Source organism: Novosphingobium sp. TK46, from assembly GCF_055361525.1.
Genome location: NZ_JBSZKB010000002.1, coordinates 265884 through 285123, shown reverse-complemented (window position 1 = coordinate 285123; position 19240 = coordinate 265884). Strand labels below are relative to the sequence as shown.

21 protein-coding genes and 1 riboswitch are annotated in these 19240 nt (G+C 62.1%); of the genes, 7 read left to right on the top strand and 14 right to left on the bottom strand.

Annotation, left to right across the window (positions count from 1 at the left end):
- Window positions 1-17: 17 nt before the first annotated feature.
- The 4 genes from ACXJ1Z_RS19635 to ACXJ1Z_RS19620 are packed head-to-tail and all read right to left on the bottom strand — an operon-like array spanning window position 18 to window position 3216.
- The gene (locus ACXJ1Z_RS19635; RefSeq protein WP_463781429.1) at window positions 18-614 is read right to left on the bottom strand and encodes a carboxymuconolactone decarboxylase family protein; all 597 of its coding nucleotides are present in this window, start codon (window positions 612-614) and stop codon (window positions 18-20) included.
- A 12-nt stretch (window positions 615-626) separates the two neighbouring features.
- The gene (locus ACXJ1Z_RS19630) at window positions 627-1502 is read right to left on the bottom strand and encodes an SDR family NAD(P)-dependent oxidoreductase (protein ID WP_463781428.1); all 876 of its coding nucleotides are present in this window, start codon (window positions 1500-1502) and stop codon (window positions 627-629) included.
- A gap of 23 nt (window positions 1503-1525) precedes the next feature.
- Window positions 1526-2389, bottom strand: a complete 864-nt coding sequence (locus tag ACXJ1Z_RS19625) for an SMP-30/gluconolactonase/LRE family protein (protein ID WP_463781427.1) — start codon at window positions 2387-2389, stop codon at window positions 1526-1528.
- Window positions 2386-3216, bottom strand: coding sequence for a TauD/TfdA dioxygenase family protein (locus ACXJ1Z_RS19620; protein ID WP_463781426.1), 831 nt, complete (start codon window positions 3214-3216; stop codon window positions 2386-2388). The genes ACXJ1Z_RS19625 and ACXJ1Z_RS19620 overlap by 4 nt, the downstream gene beginning before the upstream one ends.
- Before the next feature lie 130 nt (window positions 3217-3346).
- On the opposite strand from ACXJ1Z_RS19620, the gene ACXJ1Z_RS19615 reads away from it, so the two are divergent.
- Window positions 3347-3919, top strand: coding sequence for a TetR/AcrR family transcriptional regulator (locus ACXJ1Z_RS19615; RefSeq protein WP_463781425.1), 573 nt, complete (start codon window positions 3347-3349; stop codon window positions 3917-3919).
- Window positions 3920-4001: 82 nt separating this feature from the next.
- On the opposite strand, the gene ACXJ1Z_RS19610 is transcribed toward ACXJ1Z_RS19615, so the two are convergent.
- From ACXJ1Z_RS19610 to ACXJ1Z_RS19600, 3 genes are all read right to left on the bottom strand, one after another.
- Window positions 4002-4892, bottom strand: coding sequence for a TauD/TfdA dioxygenase family protein (locus ACXJ1Z_RS19610; protein ID WP_463781424.1), 891 nt, complete (start codon window positions 4890-4892; stop codon window positions 4002-4004).
- A 92-nt stretch (window positions 4893-4984) separates the two neighbouring features.
- Window positions 4985-5269: an antibiotic biosynthesis monooxygenase family protein gene (locus ACXJ1Z_RS19605; RefSeq protein ID WP_463781423.1), complete on the bottom strand. Its 285-nt coding sequence runs from the start codon at window positions 5267-5269 to the stop codon at window positions 4985-4987.
- 184 nt (window positions 5270-5453) lie between these two features.
- On the bottom strand, window positions 5454-6035 hold the full coding sequence (locus ACXJ1Z_RS19600) for a TetR/AcrR family transcriptional regulator (RefSeq protein WP_463781422.1): 582 nt from the start codon (window positions 6033-6035) through the stop codon (window positions 5454-5456).
- Between the two features lie 781 nt (window positions 6036-6816).
- Between ACXJ1Z_RS19600 and ACXJ1Z_RS19595 the strand changes: the two genes are divergently transcribed.
- Window positions 6817-8031 (top strand): NAD(P)-binding domain-containing protein, encoded by a 1215-nt coding sequence (locus ACXJ1Z_RS19595; RefSeq protein ID WP_463781421.1) that lies wholly within the window; start codon window positions 6817-6819, stop codon window positions 8029-8031.
- Between the two features lie 320 nt (window positions 8032-8351).
- Here the strand turns inward: ACXJ1Z_RS19595 and ACXJ1Z_RS19590 are convergent, their stop codons facing one another.
- The 3 genes from ACXJ1Z_RS19590 to ACXJ1Z_RS19580 all read right to left on the bottom strand — a co-directional run bounded on the left by ACXJ1Z_RS19590 (window position 8352) and on the right by ACXJ1Z_RS19580 (window position 10134).
- Window positions 8352-8792, bottom strand: a complete 441-nt coding sequence (locus ACXJ1Z_RS19590; RefSeq protein ID WP_463781420.1) for a hypothetical protein — start codon at window positions 8790-8792, stop codon at window positions 8352-8354.
- A 321-nt stretch (window positions 8793-9113) separates the two neighbouring features.
- Window positions 9114-9509, bottom strand: coding sequence for a VOC family protein (locus ACXJ1Z_RS19585; RefSeq protein ID WP_463781418.1), 396 nt, complete (start codon window positions 9507-9509; stop codon window positions 9114-9116).
- Window positions 9510-9969: 460 nt separating this feature from the next.
- Complete coding sequence (locus ACXJ1Z_RS19580; protein WP_463781417.1) at window positions 9970-10134, bottom strand: hypothetical protein; 165 nt, start codon at window positions 10132-10134, stop codon at window positions 9970-9972.
- A 17-nt stretch (window positions 10135-10151) separates the two neighbouring features.
- On the opposite strand from ACXJ1Z_RS19580, the gene ACXJ1Z_RS19575 reads away from it, so the two are divergent.
- The 3 genes from ACXJ1Z_RS19575 (at window position 10152) to ACXJ1Z_RS19565 (ending at window position 13298) form a co-directional block, all read left to right on the top strand.
- Entirely contained in the window at window positions 10152-11237 is a 1086-nt protein-coding gene (locus ACXJ1Z_RS19575; protein ID WP_463781416.1) for a sulfite oxidase, read from the top strand.
- Window positions 11237-11677 (top strand): YidH family protein, encoded by a 441-nt coding sequence (locus tag ACXJ1Z_RS19570; RefSeq protein WP_463781415.1) that lies wholly within the window; start codon window positions 11237-11239, stop codon window positions 11675-11677. Before ACXJ1Z_RS19575 ends, ACXJ1Z_RS19570 begins: the two co-directional genes overlap by 1 nt.
- A 156-nt stretch (window positions 11678-11833) precedes the next feature.
- Window positions 11834-11910, top strand: a riboswitch (Fluoride riboswitch).
- Between the two features lie 23 nt (window positions 11911-11933).
- On the top strand, window positions 11934-13298 hold the full coding sequence (locus ACXJ1Z_RS19565) for a voltage-gated chloride channel family protein (RefSeq protein WP_463781414.1): 1365 nt from the start codon (window positions 11934-11936) through the stop codon (window positions 13296-13298).
- Window positions 13299-13308: 10 nt separating this feature from the next.
- Here ACXJ1Z_RS19565 and ACXJ1Z_RS19560 read toward each other — a convergent pair whose 3' ends face one another.
- The 4 genes from ACXJ1Z_RS19560 to ACXJ1Z_RS19545 all read right to left on the bottom strand — a co-directional run bounded on the left by ACXJ1Z_RS19560 (window position 13309) and on the right by ACXJ1Z_RS19545 (window position 17169).
- Complete coding sequence (locus tag ACXJ1Z_RS19560) at window positions 13309-13785, bottom strand: hypothetical protein (RefSeq protein ID WP_463781413.1); 477 nt, start codon at window positions 13783-13785, stop codon at window positions 13309-13311.
- 12 nt (window positions 13786-13797) lie between these two features.
- Complete coding sequence (locus ACXJ1Z_RS19555) at window positions 13798-15042, bottom strand: molybdopterin-dependent oxidoreductase (protein ID WP_463781412.1); 1245 nt, start codon at window positions 15040-15042, stop codon at window positions 13798-13800.
- A gap of 106 nt (window positions 15043-15148) precedes the next feature.
- Window positions 15149-16231, bottom strand: a complete 1083-nt coding sequence (locus tag ACXJ1Z_RS19550; protein WP_463781596.1) for a TDT family transporter — start codon at window positions 16229-16231, stop codon at window positions 15149-15151.
- Window positions 16232-16296: 65 nt separating this feature from the next.
- Window positions 16297-17169, bottom strand: a complete 873-nt coding sequence (locus ACXJ1Z_RS19545; protein WP_463781595.1) for a LysR family transcriptional regulator — start codon at window positions 17167-17169, stop codon at window positions 16297-16299.
- A gap of 172 nt (window positions 17170-17341) precedes the next feature.
- Here ACXJ1Z_RS19545 and copM point away from each other — a divergent pair, with 172 nt between their 5' ends.
- Together copM and ACXJ1Z_RS19535 are read left to right on the top strand one after the other, a co-directional pair.
- Window positions 17342-17722, top strand: a complete 381-nt coding sequence (gene copM / locus ACXJ1Z_RS19540) for a CopM family metallochaperone (RefSeq protein ID WP_463778144.1) — start codon at window positions 17342-17344, stop codon at window positions 17720-17722.
- On the top strand, window positions 17719-19137 hold the full coding sequence (locus ACXJ1Z_RS19535) for a YncE family protein (protein ID WP_463781411.1): 1419 nt from the start codon (window positions 17719-17721) through the stop codon (window positions 19135-19137). The genes copM and ACXJ1Z_RS19535 overlap by 4 nt, the downstream gene beginning before the upstream one ends.
- The last annotated feature ends 103 nt before the right edge of the window (window positions 19138-19240 follow it).

Genomic DNA, 19240 nt, shown 5'->3' with positions numbered 1-19240 from the left:
GTAGTACCGGTATCTTCTCACGGAGCCGGGTATTCAGGCGCCCCGTAACGGTCGGCCAGTTCGAGCAGATCGGGCATCCGCTGGACGCGGATCGTGTTCTTCACCATGGCCAGCATGGCATAGGTGCCGACGGTGAAAAGCAGGTCCATGATCTGCTTTCGATCAAGAACGCCGCTCAGTTCCTCCCAACCGGCGTCGTCGATGTCGTAATTCGCGAGCACCTGGTCGGTCGCTGTCAGCACGGTCCGTTCCGCAGGCGACCAGTACGGTGATGCCGGGCCCTGCTTTGCCGCCGCGAAAACCTCCTCCTCCAGGCCGAGGCGAAGCGACATCTGCAAATGGCTCGTCCACGCATAGACGGCTCGCGTATGCCAGCAGGTGCGCAGAATCACGATCTGGCGCAGCCGCACGGGCAGGGTGTTCGTCGAAAGGATATGGTTGTTGAAATCCAGGAACGGATGCGTGAGTGCCGGGTGCTGGGCAAAGGTCATCAGCACCGGGTGATGCTCGATATTGGCCGGGCCGACACCCGCTATGGCATCGAACATAGCACGCACCGCATCTGTTCGTTCGGTTTCGGTGATCCGGGGGATACGCTGTACGGGTTCTGTCATCGTCGTGGCCTGCTATCGGATGATGTTGGGATAGGGGGGCAGCGGCGCGACCCCGTATGCGCGGCAGGAGGGTGGCTGGCGTCCCCCCTCGTCCATTACGCCATATTCGATGGCGAGTTCCGCCCCGATCAGCGTCTGGCCGCTCTTCTGCGCTAGCGCGAGATCGGAGTAGAGGCCCCAGATGACATGGCCGGTGAATTCCGGCGTCTCGATCTGGTCGGTAAGATAGCCATATTTCGCGGGATCGCTGGCGATGATGGCGAGCAGACGGTCGGTGCCCAGCGCCCCCATCCAGATGGACGCCGCCGCCACATCCGTGCCTGCATGTCGAAAATCCACAGCCATATCGAAGGCCATCTTGTCCATGCCGGCCTTGTGTGCGCCATAGGCGGGGCCGAGAGAATAATGGGCCGCACCGGAAGCGGACGTGAAGATTATGAGACCGTGATTGTGTTCGACCATCATCGGCGCCGCGAGCCAACTCGCCACATAGCCGCTGCGAATGCCGACATCGATCAGGTCGCCAAGCTTCAAGGGCTTTTCCCAGAACTCGCCGGGCGCGTTCAGTTCGTCATAAATGGCGGCGGCATTGTTGACGAGGATGTCGATCCGGCCCCGTTCGGCCTTCACCTTATCGAACAGGGCCTGCACCTGCGCATCATCGCCATGGTCGCAGCGCACGGCAATGCCCGTGCCGCCTGCCGCAGTCACCGCCTCAGCCGTTTCATAAATTGTGCCGGGCAGGGCGTGATCGCCCGATTTTTCGGATCGGCCCGTGACATAGACGGTGCAGCCATGGCTGCCGAGCGCGATCGCTATGCCCCGACCCGCGCCACGGCTAGCGCCGGTCACCACCGCGACTGGAGCGGCGCTCGACGATGAACTCATGATATCTGCCTCTCCAGGGCTAATTATAGCTGAAATTTGGTCTTCTCGACCGGTGCGCCGGAAACAGGGCTGCGCGTGCGGTAGAGGGTGGAATTGCGTTCCGTCAGCGGCCTGCCTTCGGCAAGGGCCTGTGCGGACGCGGTATCCACGATGGTGACGTAGAGGTCGCGCAGGTCCGCACCGCCGAAGCGAATGTTGGTACAGGCCTCGCCGGGCAGGGACAGGCGGCGAACCTCTTCTCCCTGCGGCGTTACGCAGCGCAGCTCACTGGAGCTAAAGCCACAGACCCAGATATTGCCATCGGCGTCCAGCGCCATGCCGTCGCAGTCGGCCATCTCGATCAGGGTATGGGGCTGTTCCAGCGCACCATCTTCTCCGATGGGAAAGGCGCGCGTCGCGGAAAAGCTCTCGTTGAAATAGAGGGTCCTGCGGTTCGGGCTGATCGCCAAACCGTTGGCGAAGGTCAGACCGCTCCATAGCTGCGTGAGGTCTCGGTCGCGTGAAAGATGCTGGATTGTGGATGGCCCGGGCCGCTTCCCTTCCAATATGCCGGGCAGGTCGATCGTGCCGAAGAACAGGCCGCCGCGCCCGTCGGCGCGCATCTCGTTCGCGCCGTCCAGCCCTTCGACCAGCGTGCCCGATCGGCCGGACAGGGGATCGACCCAGACGATCCCGCCCACCCCTGCCACCAGCAGGCAGCCGTCCTCGTTGCGGGCCAGACCGCCGATCATCGTACGATCCGGCAAAAGGACCGCGTCGGAGCCAACCTTGTGAACGCCGCCGACGGTCACATCCGTGTACCAGATGTCATCGCCGTCTACGAGCAGACCTTCCAGATAAAAACCCGTCACGATCGACTCGAATGATGCCATCATTTCGTTGCTCATGAGAAGGACTCTTCGCCTTCCAGCTTTGTCCGGTGCATCATCCGCCCGCTATCCAGCGAGTATGCCGTCGCCTTGTGCATAGTGCCGGTATTGTCCCAGATAACCATGTCGCCGACCTGCCACTGGTGGCGATAGACGAACTGCGGCTGGGTGGCATAATCGCGCAGTCGTGTGAGCAGCGCCCAGCCTTCACGCAGGTCCATGCCCTCGACATGTGAAGCCGTGGAGCCCAGCACGAGTGACTTGCGCCCCGAACGGTGCGTCCACACCAGCGGCAGGGTGCGCGGTATATATTGCTGCCAGTCCTGCAATTCCGCCCAGCTTGGCTCCGGCGTCACATAGCGCTGCGACACCTCCAGCATATGCACGACCTTGAGCTTCTCCAGCGCCGCCTTCTCCGACTCCGGCAGATCGTCATAGGCAGCATAGGTGTTGGAGAAGAGGGTATCGCCGCCAGTCGGCGACAATCGCCGCGCACTCATTATGGACGCGAGGATCGGACGATCCGACATGGTGCCGTCGATATGCCAAAAGAAGGCGCCCTTGAGATACTCCGCCTGCACATTCTCGGTAGGATCCATGGTGATCTTGTAGATATTGCCTTCGCCCTCATCGACGATCTGGCCGAGTGTCTTGGTGAAGGCGACCTGATCCTGATCGCTGAGGGTGATTTTTGGAAAGACGAGGACGCCGCGCTGTTCAAGCGCAGTGCGGATGTCGCCCGCCTTCGACCCATGCAGCAGCGTGGCCACGTCCGTCTCGATGCTGGTCCCGATCCGTGGGGTGACGTCGGTGCATTCAAAACGAAGCTGTGCGGTCGTCGCCATGCTCTCTTCCTGTTTCCATTACTGTATATATATACAGTATCACATGGCGGGATGGCGTCAAGCGGTCGATTGTCGAATGGCAACCTGATCTGACTCATTCTAAAGGACGTTAAACGAAGAAGGATCCGACATGGCAAGAAGACGGTTGGATGCAGAGGAATCCCGGACGTTGATTCTGGATGCGGCCGAGCGTCTGATGCGCCGGGATGGTTATGGCGCCGTAAATGGCCGCAGTATCGCGATCGAAGCGGGTATGAAACCGCAGCTTGTCCATTATCATTTTGCGACCACGGAAAATCTGATGCTCGCATTCTACCTCCGGTCGGCCGAACGATCAGAGGCACTTCTTGCTGCCGCGCTCGCTTCCAAGAATCCACTGAGAGCCATCTGGGAGTATAATGCCGATCCTCATCGCACGGCGCTGGCTGCCGAGTTCATGGCGCTCGCCAACCATCGGCATTCCATCCGTGAGGCGATGACCCGTAATGTCGAGAAATTCCGCACGATGCAGACGGCTGCGTTGCAGCAGGCTCTGGAGACGGATGGATTGGGCAAGCTTCAATGTCCGCCGGAGGTCGCGGCGATGATCATCGCGGCTGTCGGACGGGCTTTTGTCATGGAACAATCGATCGGGATCTCGACTGGGCATGCGGCTACCCGAGCGTTCGTTGAAACCCTGTTCAAGACTGTAGAAACAGCCTGACTGACAGCAGCGTTTAGCGACATGCGGACGGCGGCGCCGCTGCCCGGCCGCCGCTCCAAAAAAGCGGCGGTCGGAAGCTGCATCAGATCACGGGCGCCATGACTTTCGCCACGTCATCGGGCATGGCGATCCGGCCGGGCTGCTCATGGCTCGCGATGGTGGTGCGATGCATCGACCGCTCCTCGTCGGTATAGGGCACGACCCGGTGCATGGAGCCATGATTGTTCCAGAACACCAGATCGCCGACAGACCAGTTGTGCGTATAGACAAAGTCCGGCTGTGCCGCCCATTGCTGCAAGCGACAGAGCAGCGCGCGACCATGCGGTCCCGGCATTCCCACAATGCCATCGGCATGAGTCCCGATCAGCAGCGACTTGCGTCCGTCAGGATGCGTCCACACCAGGGGACGCTCCATAGGAGGCCACATTTCGCGATAACGATCGATCCGCGCCTGCGGGGTCGTCGCGAAGACCGGGCGCACGCTCGCTTCAGTATGGTGGATCACCTGCAAGCCCTCAAGCGCTTGCTTCTCGTTCTCTGGCAGCATGTCATACGCTGCAAACAGATTGGCAAACTCCGTTGCGCCGCCCGCAGATGAGAGGGTGCGGGCAGTTAGAAGAGTTGACTTAGGCAGGGGGAAATCCGTCGTCACGCCATCGACATGCCACCAGAAGGTGCCCAGGACATAGTCCGGTTCCTTGTTGATCTCCTTGTTGAGCGTGATCTTATAGATATCCTTGGCGGGCACGTCCGCACCGGGCGCAGCCTTGGCATAATTGACCCGCTCGCCTAGAGCATCGGTGAAGGCAAGCTGCTCTTCATCGGTCAGGTTGATGCGGGGGAACACCAGGACGCCCCTTTCTTCCAGCGCGGCATTGACCGCTGCCGCTACCTCCGGGTCGCACAGATGCGCCTTGTCGACGGTCACTACGCCACCGACCTTCGGCTTGATGTTTTCGATGCTGATTTTCACGGCTGAATTCCTCGGCTTTGAGTGCCTCTGTTCCGTTCAGACGGACTTTGGCCTCGCAATATTTCAAGGCATCAGGCCGCTGACTGCGGGTGTCACTGGACCTCGAAATGCTCCATCGCGCCGCCCATCAGAAACGGACCCATGATCCCGCGCAGTTCGGTCGACTTGGAAGTTGCGCCATAGGCAGTGTGGGCATCCATCGACTCCCATCCGACCAGCAGCATGAACTTCGACGGATTTTCGACGCCGCGACCAACCTGTACCGAAAGGACGCCTTCGACGCTTTGCAGCAAGGGGACGCCCTTCTCGGTGATGGCGGTGTGGAATTCATCCTCCGCGCCTGGCCTTACCGTCAGTTCCGATCGTTCAACCAGCATTGCACTCTCCTGAAATTTTGATGGGTATGTCGCTCGGCCGCATCGTGTCGCGAGTTATGGAGCTGGTCTCTTTGCAGCCCGCCGCTCTCGCTGATCTTAAATGCTGACCGATCGGATAGCATCCCATTTTCGGCAAGTCAATTTGGGGCAAAATGAAGCTATGGACCTCGTCGTGTGAGCGAGATCAGTTGTTGACCGTCGAATATGCCGCCAGCATCTTTTCCACGATCATCAAGGCTTCGGCATGACCCTCGGTAAGGCCTAGCGCCGCTTCAGACGTGATGGTCTTTGCCAAAGCTGCTGCAATCATCACTATTCCGGCCGCGGCGGGATCGACGATATTGCGCTTCGCGAGCAGCTCGGAAAAGGCGCGTACCTGGAGTGTTCGAAACTGCTGGGCAGATGCCACGATTTCCGCGCGGACGGTGTCGCGATGGCTGGCAATTGCGGTCAATTCCGTCGCCAATGTCGCACCGGACGGATCGCTATTCAGCGCCCACAACGCGCTTAAGGGATCGGATGATGCGAGCGCCTCGTTAAAAAGTAGCATGCGGCGCTCATTGATGCGTTGCACCACAGCCAGGATCAGATCGTCCATGGTCCGGAAATAATAATAGAGAAGCTGCTTCGTCAGTCCCGCCTTGACCGCGACATTGCGGGCAGAAATGCCGGCATAACCCTCGTCACACAAGACAGCTTCGGTCGCGTCCATCAATATCGTGCGCTGCTTCGAGCCTTCCACGCCCATTCTGCGGCTCTGCGCCATTCCCGGTGTTACTCCCATCAATGGCATATCCGAAATTAGGTCTTAGTCAGCTAGGCGACAGCAGTCATCCGGATCGATGTTTTCAAAGCAGGATTAGCGATCACAAATAGTGCGCTTCCTCGCGCGATGCTGGAAGGGCCCTTGCCGGTAGTCACCCGACCGGTAAGGAAATTGGCGATACGCGGGCAGGCGATGTCCTGACCGGCTGCAGCGCTCGTTTCATGGCGACCTCTCGACGGGAGCGAACAAGCCCGAATGCCGAGCATCCTGCTTCTTGAGTCGTAAATGACGGCTTCCCTCGCAAGCTGCCGTTTGGAGATCTGGGCAGTGAGACCGGAACTGGTCGCTAGCCGCCGAAGCCGCCCTCATTCCGGTCATTGGAAGGCTATGATGCGGTGCCCAAGAGCGGACCGCCATTCATCCGGCTGACGAGCCGATAACACATTCCAGGCGGGGTTAGACGGCGGCCGCTTTGAGGCGCCTCACGGCGGCGCTCTTCGTCTCAAGTGGAGGTGGATAGCGGACGAGCGGTGCCCAATCTTGCACTTCGGGCTGCCGCAACTGGAGCGCGATGATCTGTCCGAGCGAAGTATTGAATCACTTCTCTCGCCATTCCTCCGCGAACTGATCAGACCACGTCGTCAGGAGGTGATGTCTTGTGTCTCACCCTCTGCCAGCGTTGATAGGCCTGGATGGGCAACATGCGAGCGATATTAGACCTCGCGATCAGCGCGTTCGTTGTCGGCGTGATGCGAACGCGGTAGCAATCGAAAAACGCGATGTGCGAGAAATCGCAGGAGAGAATCTCATGAAAGTTGGCTTCATCGGCTTGGGAAGCATGGGCGCACCAATCGCTCGCAGGCTTGCCAGAAGTGGTTTCGAGGTGGTCGGCTGCGATGTCTCGCCGGAAATGCTGGAGGCGTTTGATGAGCCGGGAACCGAGCGCGAACCGGATCCGGTGAAGACCGCAGCACGATCTGACATGCTTGGCATCTGCGTGCGCACCGATGCACAGCTTGAACAGCTTCTATCCGACGGCGAGTTGTATCGCGCGCTGGGCGACGGCGGCACGATCATCCTGCATTCCACCGTGTCTCCTGACCTCGCCAAATCGCTGGCGGACCAAGCGGCTACCTATGGGATTGGTTTCGTCGATGTCGGCGTCTCAGGCGGAGGACCTGCTGCGATAGAAGGGCAGCTTTCGTTGTTCGTCGGCGCCAACGAGCCTGATCTCGAGCGTGCTCGCCCATGGCTTGAAGCCATCGGAAAAAAGCTCTCGCACCTTGGGCCGGTCGGCCGTGGGCAGGAAGGCAAGCTGCTGAACAACCTCATCTCGATCGCAAACTACGGCATGTCCGCAGCCATCGTCGATGTCGGAGCCGATTTGGGCTTCGACCGTCAACAGTTGATCGACGCGTTCATGGCTGGCTCCGCACAGAGCTTTGCCCTGGGTGTGGGCCCGCGCATGGTTCAAGCCCGTGAGGGGACAGGCGCGCCCAGCACGTTCGCCGGTTTGCATGACTTGCTTAAGAAGGACGTCGATCACTGCCGGGATTTGCCCGTCACCGAAACTGAGGCGCTCGGGAGTCTGTTGCGATCCGGAGATTTCATGCTCTCGCGTCTTCGCCGCGCTATACGCGAAGCCGACGGAGAAAAGGGCGGCACCGATCCGCAGCGAACCGTAGACGCTTACTTCGCCGCCATCCGCGCCAAGGACATCGACTCTCTCCTCGCGCTCTATGCCGAGGACGCGAGCTTCACCCTGCCCAACGGAACGCGCTTTGAAGGCAGGGACGCTATCCGACAGCTGCATGCCTCGGTCTTCGCGTCCGGCCCGCCCTTCCCCAATCCCGGGGCACGCTTTGCAGGCCCAGAAGGGATCGCCGTCGAGATCGTCGCGCAGCTTGCCGACGGTAGCACGCGCGAGACCACCAACCATTATCGCTTCGACGAAAGCGGCAGGATCCGCTCACTCGGAGTCTACACCCGCACCTGATTGGGTCGGCAATTCTCGAGCGCGAAGTTATGAATTACGAATGACCATCATCGGGGCGCGAAGGGTCTGTCCGGATCAGGAAAGCGATCGCCTGTAGCGGACGTGCGTGGCTGAACAAGCGGGGCAGGGCGCCTGCCGCCCTCATTCCGGCCGCTAAGGGGCTGAGATGACGTGCCCGAAAGCGGACCGTCGTTCATCTCCATCGTCTCACGGGAAACGGCTCCCAAGCGGCGGCTGCGACGTCAGCTTACGGGCATCGTATCGGCGCCATTTGCGGCCAGTCAGGCGGTGGAAAGCGGACATTGATCCCGGCTCGACGTTCAAGCTCGAGACGTGCTCAGCATCACACGCGGAGGACCGACGCTCACCACATCCACGCAGTGATTTAGCGTGGTCAGCGACCAGTGCTCTAGCGGCCCCGGGTACTCATCGTCGGCGAATGTGGTAGCGGAGACATAATGGAAGAATGCTGTGTCGAAGCGCCGCTCAAGCATCTTTCCTCGCGGCAACTCATCACCCTCGCCTTTCCAGAAGCTTTCGTTTCTGACTGCGTATGCGACGTAGTTGTCCCAACGTAGCTCGAAAGACCGGCTCTCGTCGGTCACAAGGATCGATCGACCTTCACCCAAGTCGACACCGTCGACGTCGATCTCAGCCGGCTCGCCGAGCAGGCCTTCCACCACTACGATCCGCAACTGGTTTTCGGACGGCTCTCCTATATCAGTGAGATATAGGTTCAGCCGACCGTTCGGAAACTCCATCGGACACCTTCAAGCGATTTGTAAGCAGGCGTTGTTAGCTGTGTTTTTTTAATGTCCGCAATTGGGGCGCGAAAGGTCTGTCCGGATTCAGGAAAGCAATCGCCCGTAGCGGACGTGCGTGGCTGAACAAGCGGGGCAGGGCGCCTGCCGCCCTCAATCCAGACATTCGAGGCTCATTAGAACTCCGCGACAGCGGACTTTTATTCATCTTCCCGATCGCGCCGCGTTGATGGCTGCACGTGGGTCGAGCCGACCGGTTGTAACCGGTCGGCGATCTATGAAGCAGGCACCTACCTGAATCGATGATCTTGCGGCGGCGACTCAGGCTGGAATGTGGATCCCGCACAGCTTGTTGCCGTCAGGATCGCGAACGTATGCGAGATTGATGGTTCCCATTGCAGACTCGCGTGGGCCGGGCTGATCCTCAATGGACGTGCCGCCATTGGCGAGTGCGGTCGCGTGAAACAGTTCTACCTGTTCGGGGGAGTTGCAAGAGAAAGCGACGGTGCTGCCATTGGCTACGGTTGCTGGTTCATTGTTGATCGGTTGGCTGACGATGAAATTCGTTCCGCCCTTGTTGCTGTAGAAGAGCCGAGTGTGCCCGCTGTTGGCTACGTTCGTTGCTCCTTCCCCTACTCCCAAAACGCCGAGCACGGCGTTGTAGAAGCCCCTGGATCGTTCGATATCGTTCGATCCTACCATCGTATGAAACAGCAATTCATCTCTCCTGGGTGACATGTAAGCATGCGGGATCACGCTCTCGAGCCTTGTATCCGGTCCCTCGATCTTGTCCTAATGGAACGTCTGAGGAGTCCGAGGCGACGGGTCAAAGCTCAAACTTTACTCGCTGTATGGCAAACACCTGGGCTGCTGAACGTCCCAAACTGTGTCCATTGCTGCCGGAAAGCGCAAAGTCAGGTCCAGCCCTCGAAACGGCACGTCCGGATTCAGGAAAGCAAGCTCCCGTAGCAGACATCAGCAGCCCGAAGAGAAGGCGCAGGGAAGGGCGCCTGCCGCCCTCATTCCGGTCACTCAGGCCCCTCGATCCAGCTCCCGAAACCGGCCGTTCGTTCAGAGAAACGGCATGCCACAAAGAACGCCTTGCGTTGGGACAAAGCCGTCATTCAAGTCGCGGGTCGTAAACGTCAGCTTCCAGCCGAAAGCCGTCGTAGGAAGCTCAGCCACTCTGCGTCGATGTATGAGTAAGGTGTGTGGCTATCGCTCGGCGTCTTTCGCGCGACGGCATGGCGATGGCTTCCCCGCCTTCCAGGAAGAAATAGGCGATCGAAAGAGTCTTGGTGACATCTCCCAGCCAAACGATCGATTTCGCTACTGATTTCATCGTGGTAGGCCGCTTGCATGACCGCATCCGAACGCGCCGAACAGACTTTGATTCTCCGCTGTCCGGAGCCGCTCAATGCGGAAACGCCTCCGGATAAACTGATCGCGTCCTTCCTGACGCCGCAGGCGAATTTCTACATCCGCAGTCACGGACCGACGCCGGAGCTGGCCGAAGATCATCGTGTAGAGCTGGACGGCTTGGTCGACCGCCCGCGCTCCTACACGGTTGCCGAACTTCAAACGGCATTTGCGACCCAGACGGTGACCGCGACCATGCAGTGCGCCGGCAATCGTCGGGCACATCTTCAAGACGTGGAAAAGACTTCGGGCGATCCCTGGGACGTGGGCGCGATCGGCAATGCGGCGTGGACCGGCGTCGCGCTGTGCGACGTGCTCGCCGCAGCCGGCATCCAGGACAGCGCGTCGTTCGTCGGCACTACGGGGGCCGACAACGTGGATGTTGATGGTGAGACAGCACCGTTTGGTGCCTCGATCTCGATTGCCAAGGCGCTAGAGCCCGACGTGCTCATCGCCTGGGCCATGAACGGCGAGACGCTGGCCCCAGAACATGGCGCACCGCTGCGGCTCGTCGTGCCGGGCTATGCGGGCGTTCGTAGCGCAAAGTGGCTGACGCGCATCGAGGTGCGCGATCGCCCGTCCGATGCGCCGATCCAGGCCAAGGACTACAAGCTCTTTCCGGCGTCGGTAGCGAAGGAGGACGCGGACTGGGATCAGGGCCTGACGATCGAGGAGATGCCGCTCAACGCTGCGATCTGCGCCCCCGTGGACGGCGCGCATGTCGGCGCCGGCGCGTGCGGAATCGCGGGCTATGCGATCGCCTTCGGCCGAGCGGTCTCCCGCGTCGAGGTCTCTGTCAATGGCGGCACCGACTGGCTGCAGGCGGAACTGATCGCGGAACCCGATGCACCCTGGAGCTGGACGCAGTGGCACGTGACGGTCGATCTGTCGCCCGGACCGCACGTTCTGGTCGTGCGCGCCGTCGACGGTGCCGGGCAGATGCAGCCCGAACGGCCCGAGGCGATCTGGAACTTCGCGGGCTATCTCTCGACTGCCTGGCACCGCATTACCGTCACCGTAAACTGATGGACGCGCCGCACGACGCCGATCGGGCCCATGCGAAGCTGGCGGAGAGCGCGAGTACGCTGAAGGACAGCGCAGTCCAGCAGGTGGACAGCGCCGACCGTCGCACAGAGCTTGCCGCGGACCGCACGATCCTCGCCGGCGAACGCACCTATGCCGCCTGGGTGCGTACCGGATTGGCGGCGCTTGCTTCCGGCATCGGCGCGCGCGCGCTGCTCGAGGACGTCGTGTTCCCGTGGCTGGCGACGGCGACCGGGACGATGCTGATCCTGTTTAGCGCCTTTTGCTTTGTTGCCGCGGTGTGGCGAGAGATGGGTGCAGGCGCCCCGCCGCCACGACCGGACATCAAGCGCCTGCCAGCGGCGTTGCTCCTGGTGATGAACGGGTTTCTCATGCTCGTGTCGCTGGCCGCGCTCGTCGGCATCTGGATGGCGCGCTCGTAGCAACATAAACGACGCGCGGGCCGAAGTCGATCGGTCCCGCAGGCAGCGTACCGGGGTCGGTACATATAACGGGCTTGGATAGACGCTAACGACTGGCCGATCCGAGCATTTGCCCGACCAACATACCCATTGACGGTTGGGGCAGACGTCGCATAGATCGACCTCGGCAATGGATTTCTGCCGGGCAATTTGGCCGAACCGCTCTGAGACGAGCTGATGATTCCTACTTGGCGCCGTAAGGCAGCAAGGAGGAATTGTGCGCGCTACCTTTCGCAATCTGGTCGACACGTTGAACGTCGCGGCATTCGTGCGGGAGCGTCACGACCATGCGATCTCCGTCCTGCGTTGGGCGCTGATTCTGCTGCCAATGGCGGCACTCGTCGGGGCGCTATGTGCGGCCTTCCTGTTGAGTCTCGATACCGTTACGCGACTGCGGTTTGCATCGCCTTGGCTGCTCTATCTGCTGCCGGTGGGCGGGTTCGTTGTCGGATTCCTCTACCATGTGACCGGGCGCACGGTGGAAGGCGGCAACAACCTGATCGTCGAGCAGATCCACGAGCCTGGCGGCGGGGTGCCTCTGCGGATGGCGCCGCTCATCTTCTTCGGCACAGTGGTGACGCATCTTTTCGGTGGCTCGGCCGGACGTGAAGGCACCGCCGTCCAATTAGGCGGAAGCCTTGCCAGCGGTTTCGGCCGCGCGCTCCACCTCGATGCGGGCGGCACGCGCATCCTGTTGATGACGGGTATCGCAGCCGGGTTCGGCGCGGTCTTCGGCACACCGATCGCGGGCGCGGTCTTCGCGCTCGAAGTGCTGTCGATCGGCCGCGTTGAATATTCCGCGCTAGTGCCATGCCTCGTTGCAGCGCTGGTCGGCGATTGGACGTGCCTCGCCTGGGGTATCCATCACGGTGTCTACCCGATCGGTGCGTTGATATCGGTCGATGCGCTGCTCGTGACGAAGGCGGGTATTGCGGGGATCATATTCGGACTGGTCGGTCTGGCCTTCGCGGAAGCCAACCACGTGGTCGGGGGATGGCTGAAGCGGATCGTCCCCTACGGTCCGCTACGTCCAGTGATCGGCGGGGTCGTCGTTATCGCGCTCGTCTTCCTGTTCGGCACGCGCGACTATCTGGGTCTGGGTATCCTGGCAGCGAGGCCCGACAGCCTTACCATCGCCAGCTTCTTCGGACCGGACACGCATCCGTGGAGTTGGGCGATCAAGCTGCTGTTTACCGTCGTCACGCTCGGCGCGGGTTTCAAAGGCGGTGAAGTCACGCCGTTGTTCTTCATCGGCGCAGCGCTCGGTAACGCGCTGGCGCCTTTCTTGGGCGTGCCGACGGGCCTGTTCGCCGCGATCGGCTTTGTCGCGGTCTTTGCCGGGGCTGCCAATACCCCGCTCGCCTGCACCTTCATGGGGATTGAACTGTTCGGCGCCGCCTATGCGGTGCCGATCGCCGTCGCCTGTTTCGTGGCCTATCTCTGCTCGGGCCACAACGGCATCTACCTGTCACAGCGCGTTGCGATACCCAAGGTGGCCGCGAACGGCCTCGCGCCCAATGCGACACTGCGCGAGACACGTACACGCCGCAAAGCACTTCGCGCGCAGAACCGCGTGCCGTGAGTTGATGGACTTAGCCTGATCCCCCCGATACGTCGGGCGCAGCCTTCGGATCAGGGTCTTGCGCCTTGCCCTTCGCGGCGCCCGGCTGCTTCGCGCTCATGGCGGTCAGATAAGCGACGATCGCCGGCACATCGGCTGCGGCGACGGGCGCCTTGTAGATCTCACGCATCTTGGTGACCTCCGCGGTCCACTGATCCGAGGAGAGTGGCGGCTGGTTCAGCGCCATGCTCGCCGAATGACACGAGGTGCAGTTGGCGTTGATGACGTCGGCATGCGGGCCGGCGGGATATTGCCCTTCGTCGGTCGGAAGATCGACCGAGGTGGACGCCAGCGAGAAGCCGCGCGCCGAAACGCTCGGCGGCGGTGGTGCGGTCGGGGCGGCAGGCGGCGGGGCGACGCGGCTGTTCGGGGTACCGATCGCGAGCAGCGTTACCGCGGCGATGCCGATGAAACCGAAGGACAGCGTGCCGATGGAAGGCGTTTTCATGCGTTGCGCTCCTTAGCCGACGACGATGTTGGTGGTTTCGATGTTGCCGCGCATGAACCCGCCCGGATTCCAGATTGGCGTCATCGGCTGCGCGATGCCTGCGGTGTTCCAGCAGCGCGACATCAGCCTGGTCGGACCCGGATGCGTTAGCGGAACCTGCGCATCCCAGCGGCGAAAACTGTATTTGCCGTGATCGGGGCCGAGCGTCGTCTTGTACCAGGTCTTGCCGTTGTCGGTCGACACATCGACCTTGGCGACGCCGCAATCGCCGCCCATCGCGATGCCGCCCAGCGGAATCGACCGGTCGAAGGCGATCGCCTGCCCCTCGTCGAGGCTCGTGACCCAGCTTCGCGGGATCATCTTGTTGATCGGGACAGTCGGGAAATCCTTCTGGCCAGGCCGCACGTTCGCGCCTGGAGTGTCAGGGATCTTGTACGCCTTGGCCATCCAGTAACCGTCGTCCGGCGCGGCGAGCACCTCGATGTCGTTCAGCATCTTGACCCAATAGGTCGAATACCAGCCGGGTACGATCAGCCGGACGGGGAAGCCGTTGAGGAGCGGCATCTGTTCGCCGTTCATCCCGAAGGCGAGCATCACTTCACCATCGCGCGCATGGTCGATCGACAGCGACTTGGCGAAATCCGGTCCTCCCGCGACCACCGGCTGGTCGAGCGCACCGAACCGCACCGCGACCGCGCCCGGCTTCACGCCGGCGATGTCGAGCACGTCGCGTAAGCGAACGCCGAGCCATTTGGCGTTGCCCATGGCCCCGTGACGCCACTGCGCTCCGGCAACGGGCGGCTGGAACAGCGCACGCGAATTGCCCGAGCATTGGTTGATTGCCGCCAGCTCGACGCGCGGCAGCTTCAGCAGTTGCGCGAGCGAGATCGATAGCGGCCGCGTGACCGCGCCGTGCACCTTGATCCGGAACGCCTCGACATCGATCGCGGTCGGAATGTCAGCCCAGTGCCAGCGGACGAAGAACTGGTCGTTGGGGGTGAAGACGTCGCCATTGAACACGCTCATCGGCGTTTCCAGCAGCGGCGGATGGATACGCTGGAGGATCATGTTGCCCTTGCCGGGGAACGCACTGGTCATCGGCCGTTCCGACGGACCGCCCGGCAGGTGCAGATCGACCATGCTCTGCGCCAGCGCGGGTGCGGCGATCAGCGCACCGCTGCCGATCGCGGCCTCTGCGAGAAAGCGACGGCGGTTCGTCGCCTGCGCCAGTTTCATATCCAGGCTGTCCACCAACATTTTCCGTTTCTGTCATGATCTGTATGCGCGCCCCGTCCGCCGGTCTGCCCGGTACGGGTCGATCAGATTCGCCGGTTCGATCCGGCAGGACGATCAGTTCGGCCCATCAATTGGCTTGGGCGATGCAGGGCGACACGAACAGGTTGCCGCGCCAACCGCCCGCGACCGTCTTGGCGCCGACCAGCAGCCACATCGCTGCGAGCGCGATGGTGAGGACGGTGCCGACGATCCCGAAAAAGCCGAGCTGGAGCGTCGTGCCGAGCTTGAAGGTGGCGACCGTGTAGACGCCGAGCGGGAAGGTGTAGCCCCACCACCCGAGGTTGAACGGAATGCCCGCGCGCCAGTAGCGGATTGTGATCAGCGTCGCGAGCGCCAGCCACCACAGGCCGAAGCCCCAGAGCAACAGCCCGGCGATCGTGCCGATCCCCTGCGCTACCGCGCCGATCTGGCCGAGGCCGTTGGCGGCGAGGATAGCGGGCGCGTCGCCGCCGAGCACCAGCATCCCAAGCGCGCCGGTGCCAATCGGACCGAGCGCGAGCCAACTCGATGCGGCCATGCTCTCGTGCGGCAGCTTGTGCAGCGCCATCCGCAGGATGAGGATCGCGAGGATGCCGAACGCGACCGGCACCGAATAGGCCCAGAGGACATACGACGTCGCGAGCACGACGAACTGGTGATGCGCATTCGCCAGATGCGGGGCGAGCAGGCCACCGCTCGCGCCTGCGACCTCGGCCGCGACCACCGGCAGCAGCCAGACCGCGGTCATCGCATCGAGGCTGTGCTGGTGCCGCGTGAACATCAGATACGGGATCGCCACACCGCAGGCGAGCGACATCGCGACGTCGATCCACCACAATGTCTCGGCGATCGGGATCACGCCCGCGCCGAACCGCGGCAGGCCGAACGCGAGACACCCGTTGATGATCGTCGCCAGCCCCATCGGGATCGTGCCGATGAACATCGACACGGTGTTGTGCCCGAAGATCCGCCGGGCCTCGTGCCCGAACATCGTCCAGCGCGCGGTGTAGAGCACGGCGAACAGCGTGAAGAGTGCGATGTTGAAATACCACAGCGCCTCGCCGACCGGGTGCAGCGATGCGCCGACGCCCGGCACCTGCGGCAAGGCGAGCGCGAGGATGCCGGTGCCCATCGTCGCGGCGAACCAGTTGGGGGTGAACTGCCGGATCATCTCGCGTGGAGAATCCAGCCGGCTGAGCGGCTTCAGACCATCGAGAACGGGCTTCAGATCGGCGGTCACTTGCCAGTCTCCTTGATGAGGTCGGTCAGCGCGTCGGCCGCCCGGGTACGATAGCGCTCTTTATGCCGCAGCGCGTAGAACGGACGCCGCGGTAGACCGAGCGGCAGATCGTGCAACGTTCCGGCGGCGATCGCAGGTGCGACGACATGCTGCGACAGCACTGCGATGCCTGCGCCGGCCTCGACCGCGCTACGCACCGCCTCGTTCGACGGCAGCGTCAGCGCCACGGTAAGGTCCGACGGATCGACGCCGCGCTGGCGCAGCACCTCCTCGAACGACGAGCGCGTGCCCGATCCCTGCTCGCGGACGATCCAGCGCGAGGCGCGGAGCCAGTCTTCGTCGATCGTGTCGGCAGCGCGGTCGCTCACCAGCACCATGCGGTCGTTCGCGACCGTCCAATGCGCGAGCGCGGGCTCCTCGATCACACCCTCGACGAAGCCGAGCTCGACCGCACCGTCGAGCACGCGCGCTGCGGCCCCTTCCGTGTTGTCGATCGCCAGTTCTATCGTGATGGACGGGTAGCGCGCATGGAACGCCGCAAGCTGACGCGGCAGCCAATAGCCCGCGATCGTCTGGCTCGCGACCAGTCGCAGCGTGCCGCGCTCGAGACCCGCATATTCGGCCAGTGCAAGTTCTGCACTGGCCGCACGGCCAAGGACGGCGCGCGCGTCGACCAGAAACATGCGGCCCGCCTCGGAAAGTTCGATCCCACGGCCGACCCGGTGGAACAGCGGCACGCCATGCCGGGCTTCCAGCGCAGCGATGGCAGCGCTTGCGGCTGACTGCGTCACATTGAGCGCTTCGGCAGCGCGCGTCATGTGTTCGCGCTCTGCGACACCGACGAAAATCCTGAGTTGTTCGAGGGTCATGCCCGATCTCCTTATAATTGAGATACGCGCCGCCGATCGATCGAACCAACATATTGTTCTTATTGTTTTAATATGAAAGTGCGATTGATCCAACTTGCCGATACGATCGATCATAACCATGCGTTGGACAATTTGGTGTCGGTCGATCAGGTGGAGCGCATTGGAGTAATCGATGAGACTTGGAATTACCGTGCTCGGGATCGCGGCATTGTCGGTGTCAGCTGTGACGCTGGCCCAGACGGACGGCTTCGCATCGGCGATGGATGCGGCGATGGCGCGGATGCACGGCGCGATGATGACAGGCTATTCAGGCGATCCCGACCGCGACTTCGCAAGGATGATGATCCCGCACCATCAGGGCGCGATCGACATGGCCGAAATCGAACTGCGCTATGGCAAGGACGAACGCCTGCGCCGGCTTGCGCAAGGAATCATCGTCGAACAGCGCCAGGAAATCGCGGTGATGCAGGGCATCCTATCCGACGGCGGCACGTTGCCACCCCACACCGAACCGACCGCGACCGGTCACCCCCATCACGGAGACCGTCCATGAATCGTTTAACCCTGACCGCCTGCGCCGCCTTGTGTTTCTCTGGCCCCGCGTTCGCCCAGCAGGTTCCGAACGCGACCCCGGACATACCCGTCAGCGCGCAGGACCGGTTCTACACCTCGGACCAGTTCTCCAACACCGTGTCTGTGATCGATCCGTCGACCAACACGCTGCTCGGCGTCATCAAGCTCGGCGAACAAACCCCCGCCAACCTTAGCCCGCTCTACAAGGGGCAGTTGCTCGTTCACGGCATGGGCTTCTCGCCCGATCGCAAGACGCTGGCGGTGATTTCGATCGGCTCGAACTCGGTGACGTTCATCGATACCGCGACCAATGCCGTGAAGCACACGACCTATGTGGGCCGATCGCCGCACGAAGCGTTCTTCCGCCCCGACGGTCGCGAAGTCTGGGTCGCGGTGCGCGGCGAGGATTATATCCAGGTGCTCGACGGCAAGACGTTCGAGCCGACCACGCGCATCCCCGTCCCCAACGGCCCCGGCATGACGATCTTCTCGCCGAACGGGAAATACGGCTATGTCTGCTCGAGTTTCTCGCCAGAGACGGTCGTGATCGACACCGCATCGAAACAGATCGTCGGTCGCGTCAAGCAGGCGAGCCCGTTCTGTCCCGACATCGCCGCGACGCCCGACGGCAAGCAAGTCTGGTTGACGCTCAAGGACGTCGGCAAGGTGATGGTGTTCGACGCCAAGCCGCCCTTCGCGGTGCTCAGGACTATCGATACCGGCGCGTTCACCAATCACGTCAACATAGTCCGTAACAAAGCGGGCCAATTCGCTTATGTGACCGTTGGCACTGAGAATGTCGTGAAGGTGTTCCGCACCACCGACTTCACACAGGTCGCCAGCATCCCGGTTGGCGCGCTGCCGCACGGCCTGTGGCCCTCGGGAGACGGGTCGCGGATCTATGTGGGGCTGGAAAACGCCGACGCGGTCGCGGCGATCGACACGACCACCAACACCGTCCTCGCGACGATCCCGATCGGCCAGGGGCCGCAAGGCGTTGCCTATGTCCCCGGCGCGGTTCCGAACGGTGATGGCAGGGCAAACCTCGTGCCGCTCGCGCAGGCAGGGATGAAGGTTCAGTTAACGCTGGATGGCACGGGACGCAGTCAGGTGACGCTATTTGACCAGGGTCAGGTTCAAATCCTGCAAGCAGCGGTCGCGGGTCTGAGCCCCAAGATGCCCTATGTGCTCGGTCTATCGACACGTGCCGATGGTGGTGGCCCGATCCAACCGCTGGCGAAGTTCATGACCAACCCGGCAGGCGGCGCGATCGTCAATACGGTCGGACCGCTGCGCCAGGTCGTCAGCGATGCGAAAGGAGACATGCGCCGTTATCTCGTTATCGCGCCAGGTGATCCAATGACGCTGGGAACTGCCATTCAGGTGCAGAAATAGCAATCATAACTGCGTGGACCTCAATCGCAGGTCCACTGAGCATTCTTGTCGGTGTCACGACCGGTCGATTCTGACGCTGAGCACGCAATGGCGGATTTCCGCG

Bases quoted from the DNA above. Each gene is read 5' to 3' on its own strand.
- ACXJ1Z_RS19600 (WP_463781422.1), bottom strand. From the start codon at position 6,035: ATGGCGCAGAGCCGCAGAATGGGCGTGGAAGGCTCGAAGCAGCGCACG.
- ACXJ1Z_RS19580 (WP_463781417.1), bottom strand. From the start codon at position 10,134: ATGAAATCAGTAGCGAAATCGATCGTTTGGCTGGGAGATGTCACCAAG.
- ACXJ1Z_RS19570 (WP_463781415.1), top strand. From the start codon at position 11,237: ATGGACGCGCCGCACGACGCCGATCGGGCCCATGCGAAGCTGGCGGAG.
- ACXJ1Z_RS19575 (WP_463781416.1), top strand. From the start codon at position 10,152: ATGACCGCATCCGAACGCGCCGAACAGACTTTGATTCTCCGCTGTCCG.
- ACXJ1Z_RS19590 (WP_463781420.1), bottom strand. From the start codon at position 8,792: ATGGAGTTTCCGAACGGTCGGCTGAACCTATATCTCACTGATATAGGA.
- ACXJ1Z_RS19550 (WP_463781596.1), bottom strand. From the start codon at position 16,231: ATGATCCGGCAGTTCACCCCCAACTGGTTCGCCGCGACGATGGGCACC.
- ACXJ1Z_RS19560 (WP_463781413.1), bottom strand. From the start codon at position 13,785: ATGAAAACGCCTTCCATCGGCACGCTGTCCTTCGGTTTCATCGGCATC.
- ACXJ1Z_RS19615 (WP_463781425.1), top strand. From the start codon at position 3,347: ATGGCAAGAAGACGGTTGGATGCAGAGGAATCCCGGACGTTGATTCTG.
- ACXJ1Z_RS19535 (WP_463781411.1), top strand. From the start codon at position 17,719: ATGAATCGTTTAACCCTGACCGCCTGCGCCGCCTTGTGTTTCTCTGGC.
- ACXJ1Z_RS19620 (WP_463781426.1), bottom strand. From the start codon at position 3,216: ATGGCGACGACCGCACAGCTTCGTTTTGAATGCACCGACGTCACCCCA.
- ACXJ1Z_RS19625 (WP_463781427.1), bottom strand. From the start codon at position 2,389: ATGAGCAACGAAATGATGGCATCATTCGAGTCGATCGTGACGGGTTTT.
- ACXJ1Z_RS19545 (WP_463781595.1), bottom strand. From the start codon at position 17,169: ATGACCCTCGAACAACTCAGGATTTTCGTCGGTGTCGCAGAGCGCGAA.
- copM (WP_463778144.1), top strand. From the start codon at position 17,342: ATGAGACTTGGAATTACCGTGCTCGGGATCGCGGCATTGTCGGTGTCA.
- ACXJ1Z_RS19555 (WP_463781412.1), bottom strand. From the start codon at position 15,042: ATGTTGGTGGACAGCCTGGATATGAAACTGGCGCAGGCGACGAACCGC.
- ACXJ1Z_RS19605 (WP_463781423.1), bottom strand. From the start codon at position 5,269: ATGCTGGTTGAACGATCGGAACTGACGGTAAGGCCAGGCGCGGAGGAT.
- ACXJ1Z_RS19630 (WP_463781428.1), bottom strand. From the start codon at position 1,502: ATGAGTTCATCGTCGAGCGCCGCTCCAGTCGCGGTGGTGACCGGCGCT.
- ACXJ1Z_RS19635 (WP_463781429.1), bottom strand. From the start codon at position 614: ATGACAGAACCCGTACAGCGTATCCCCCGGATCACCGAAACCGAACGA.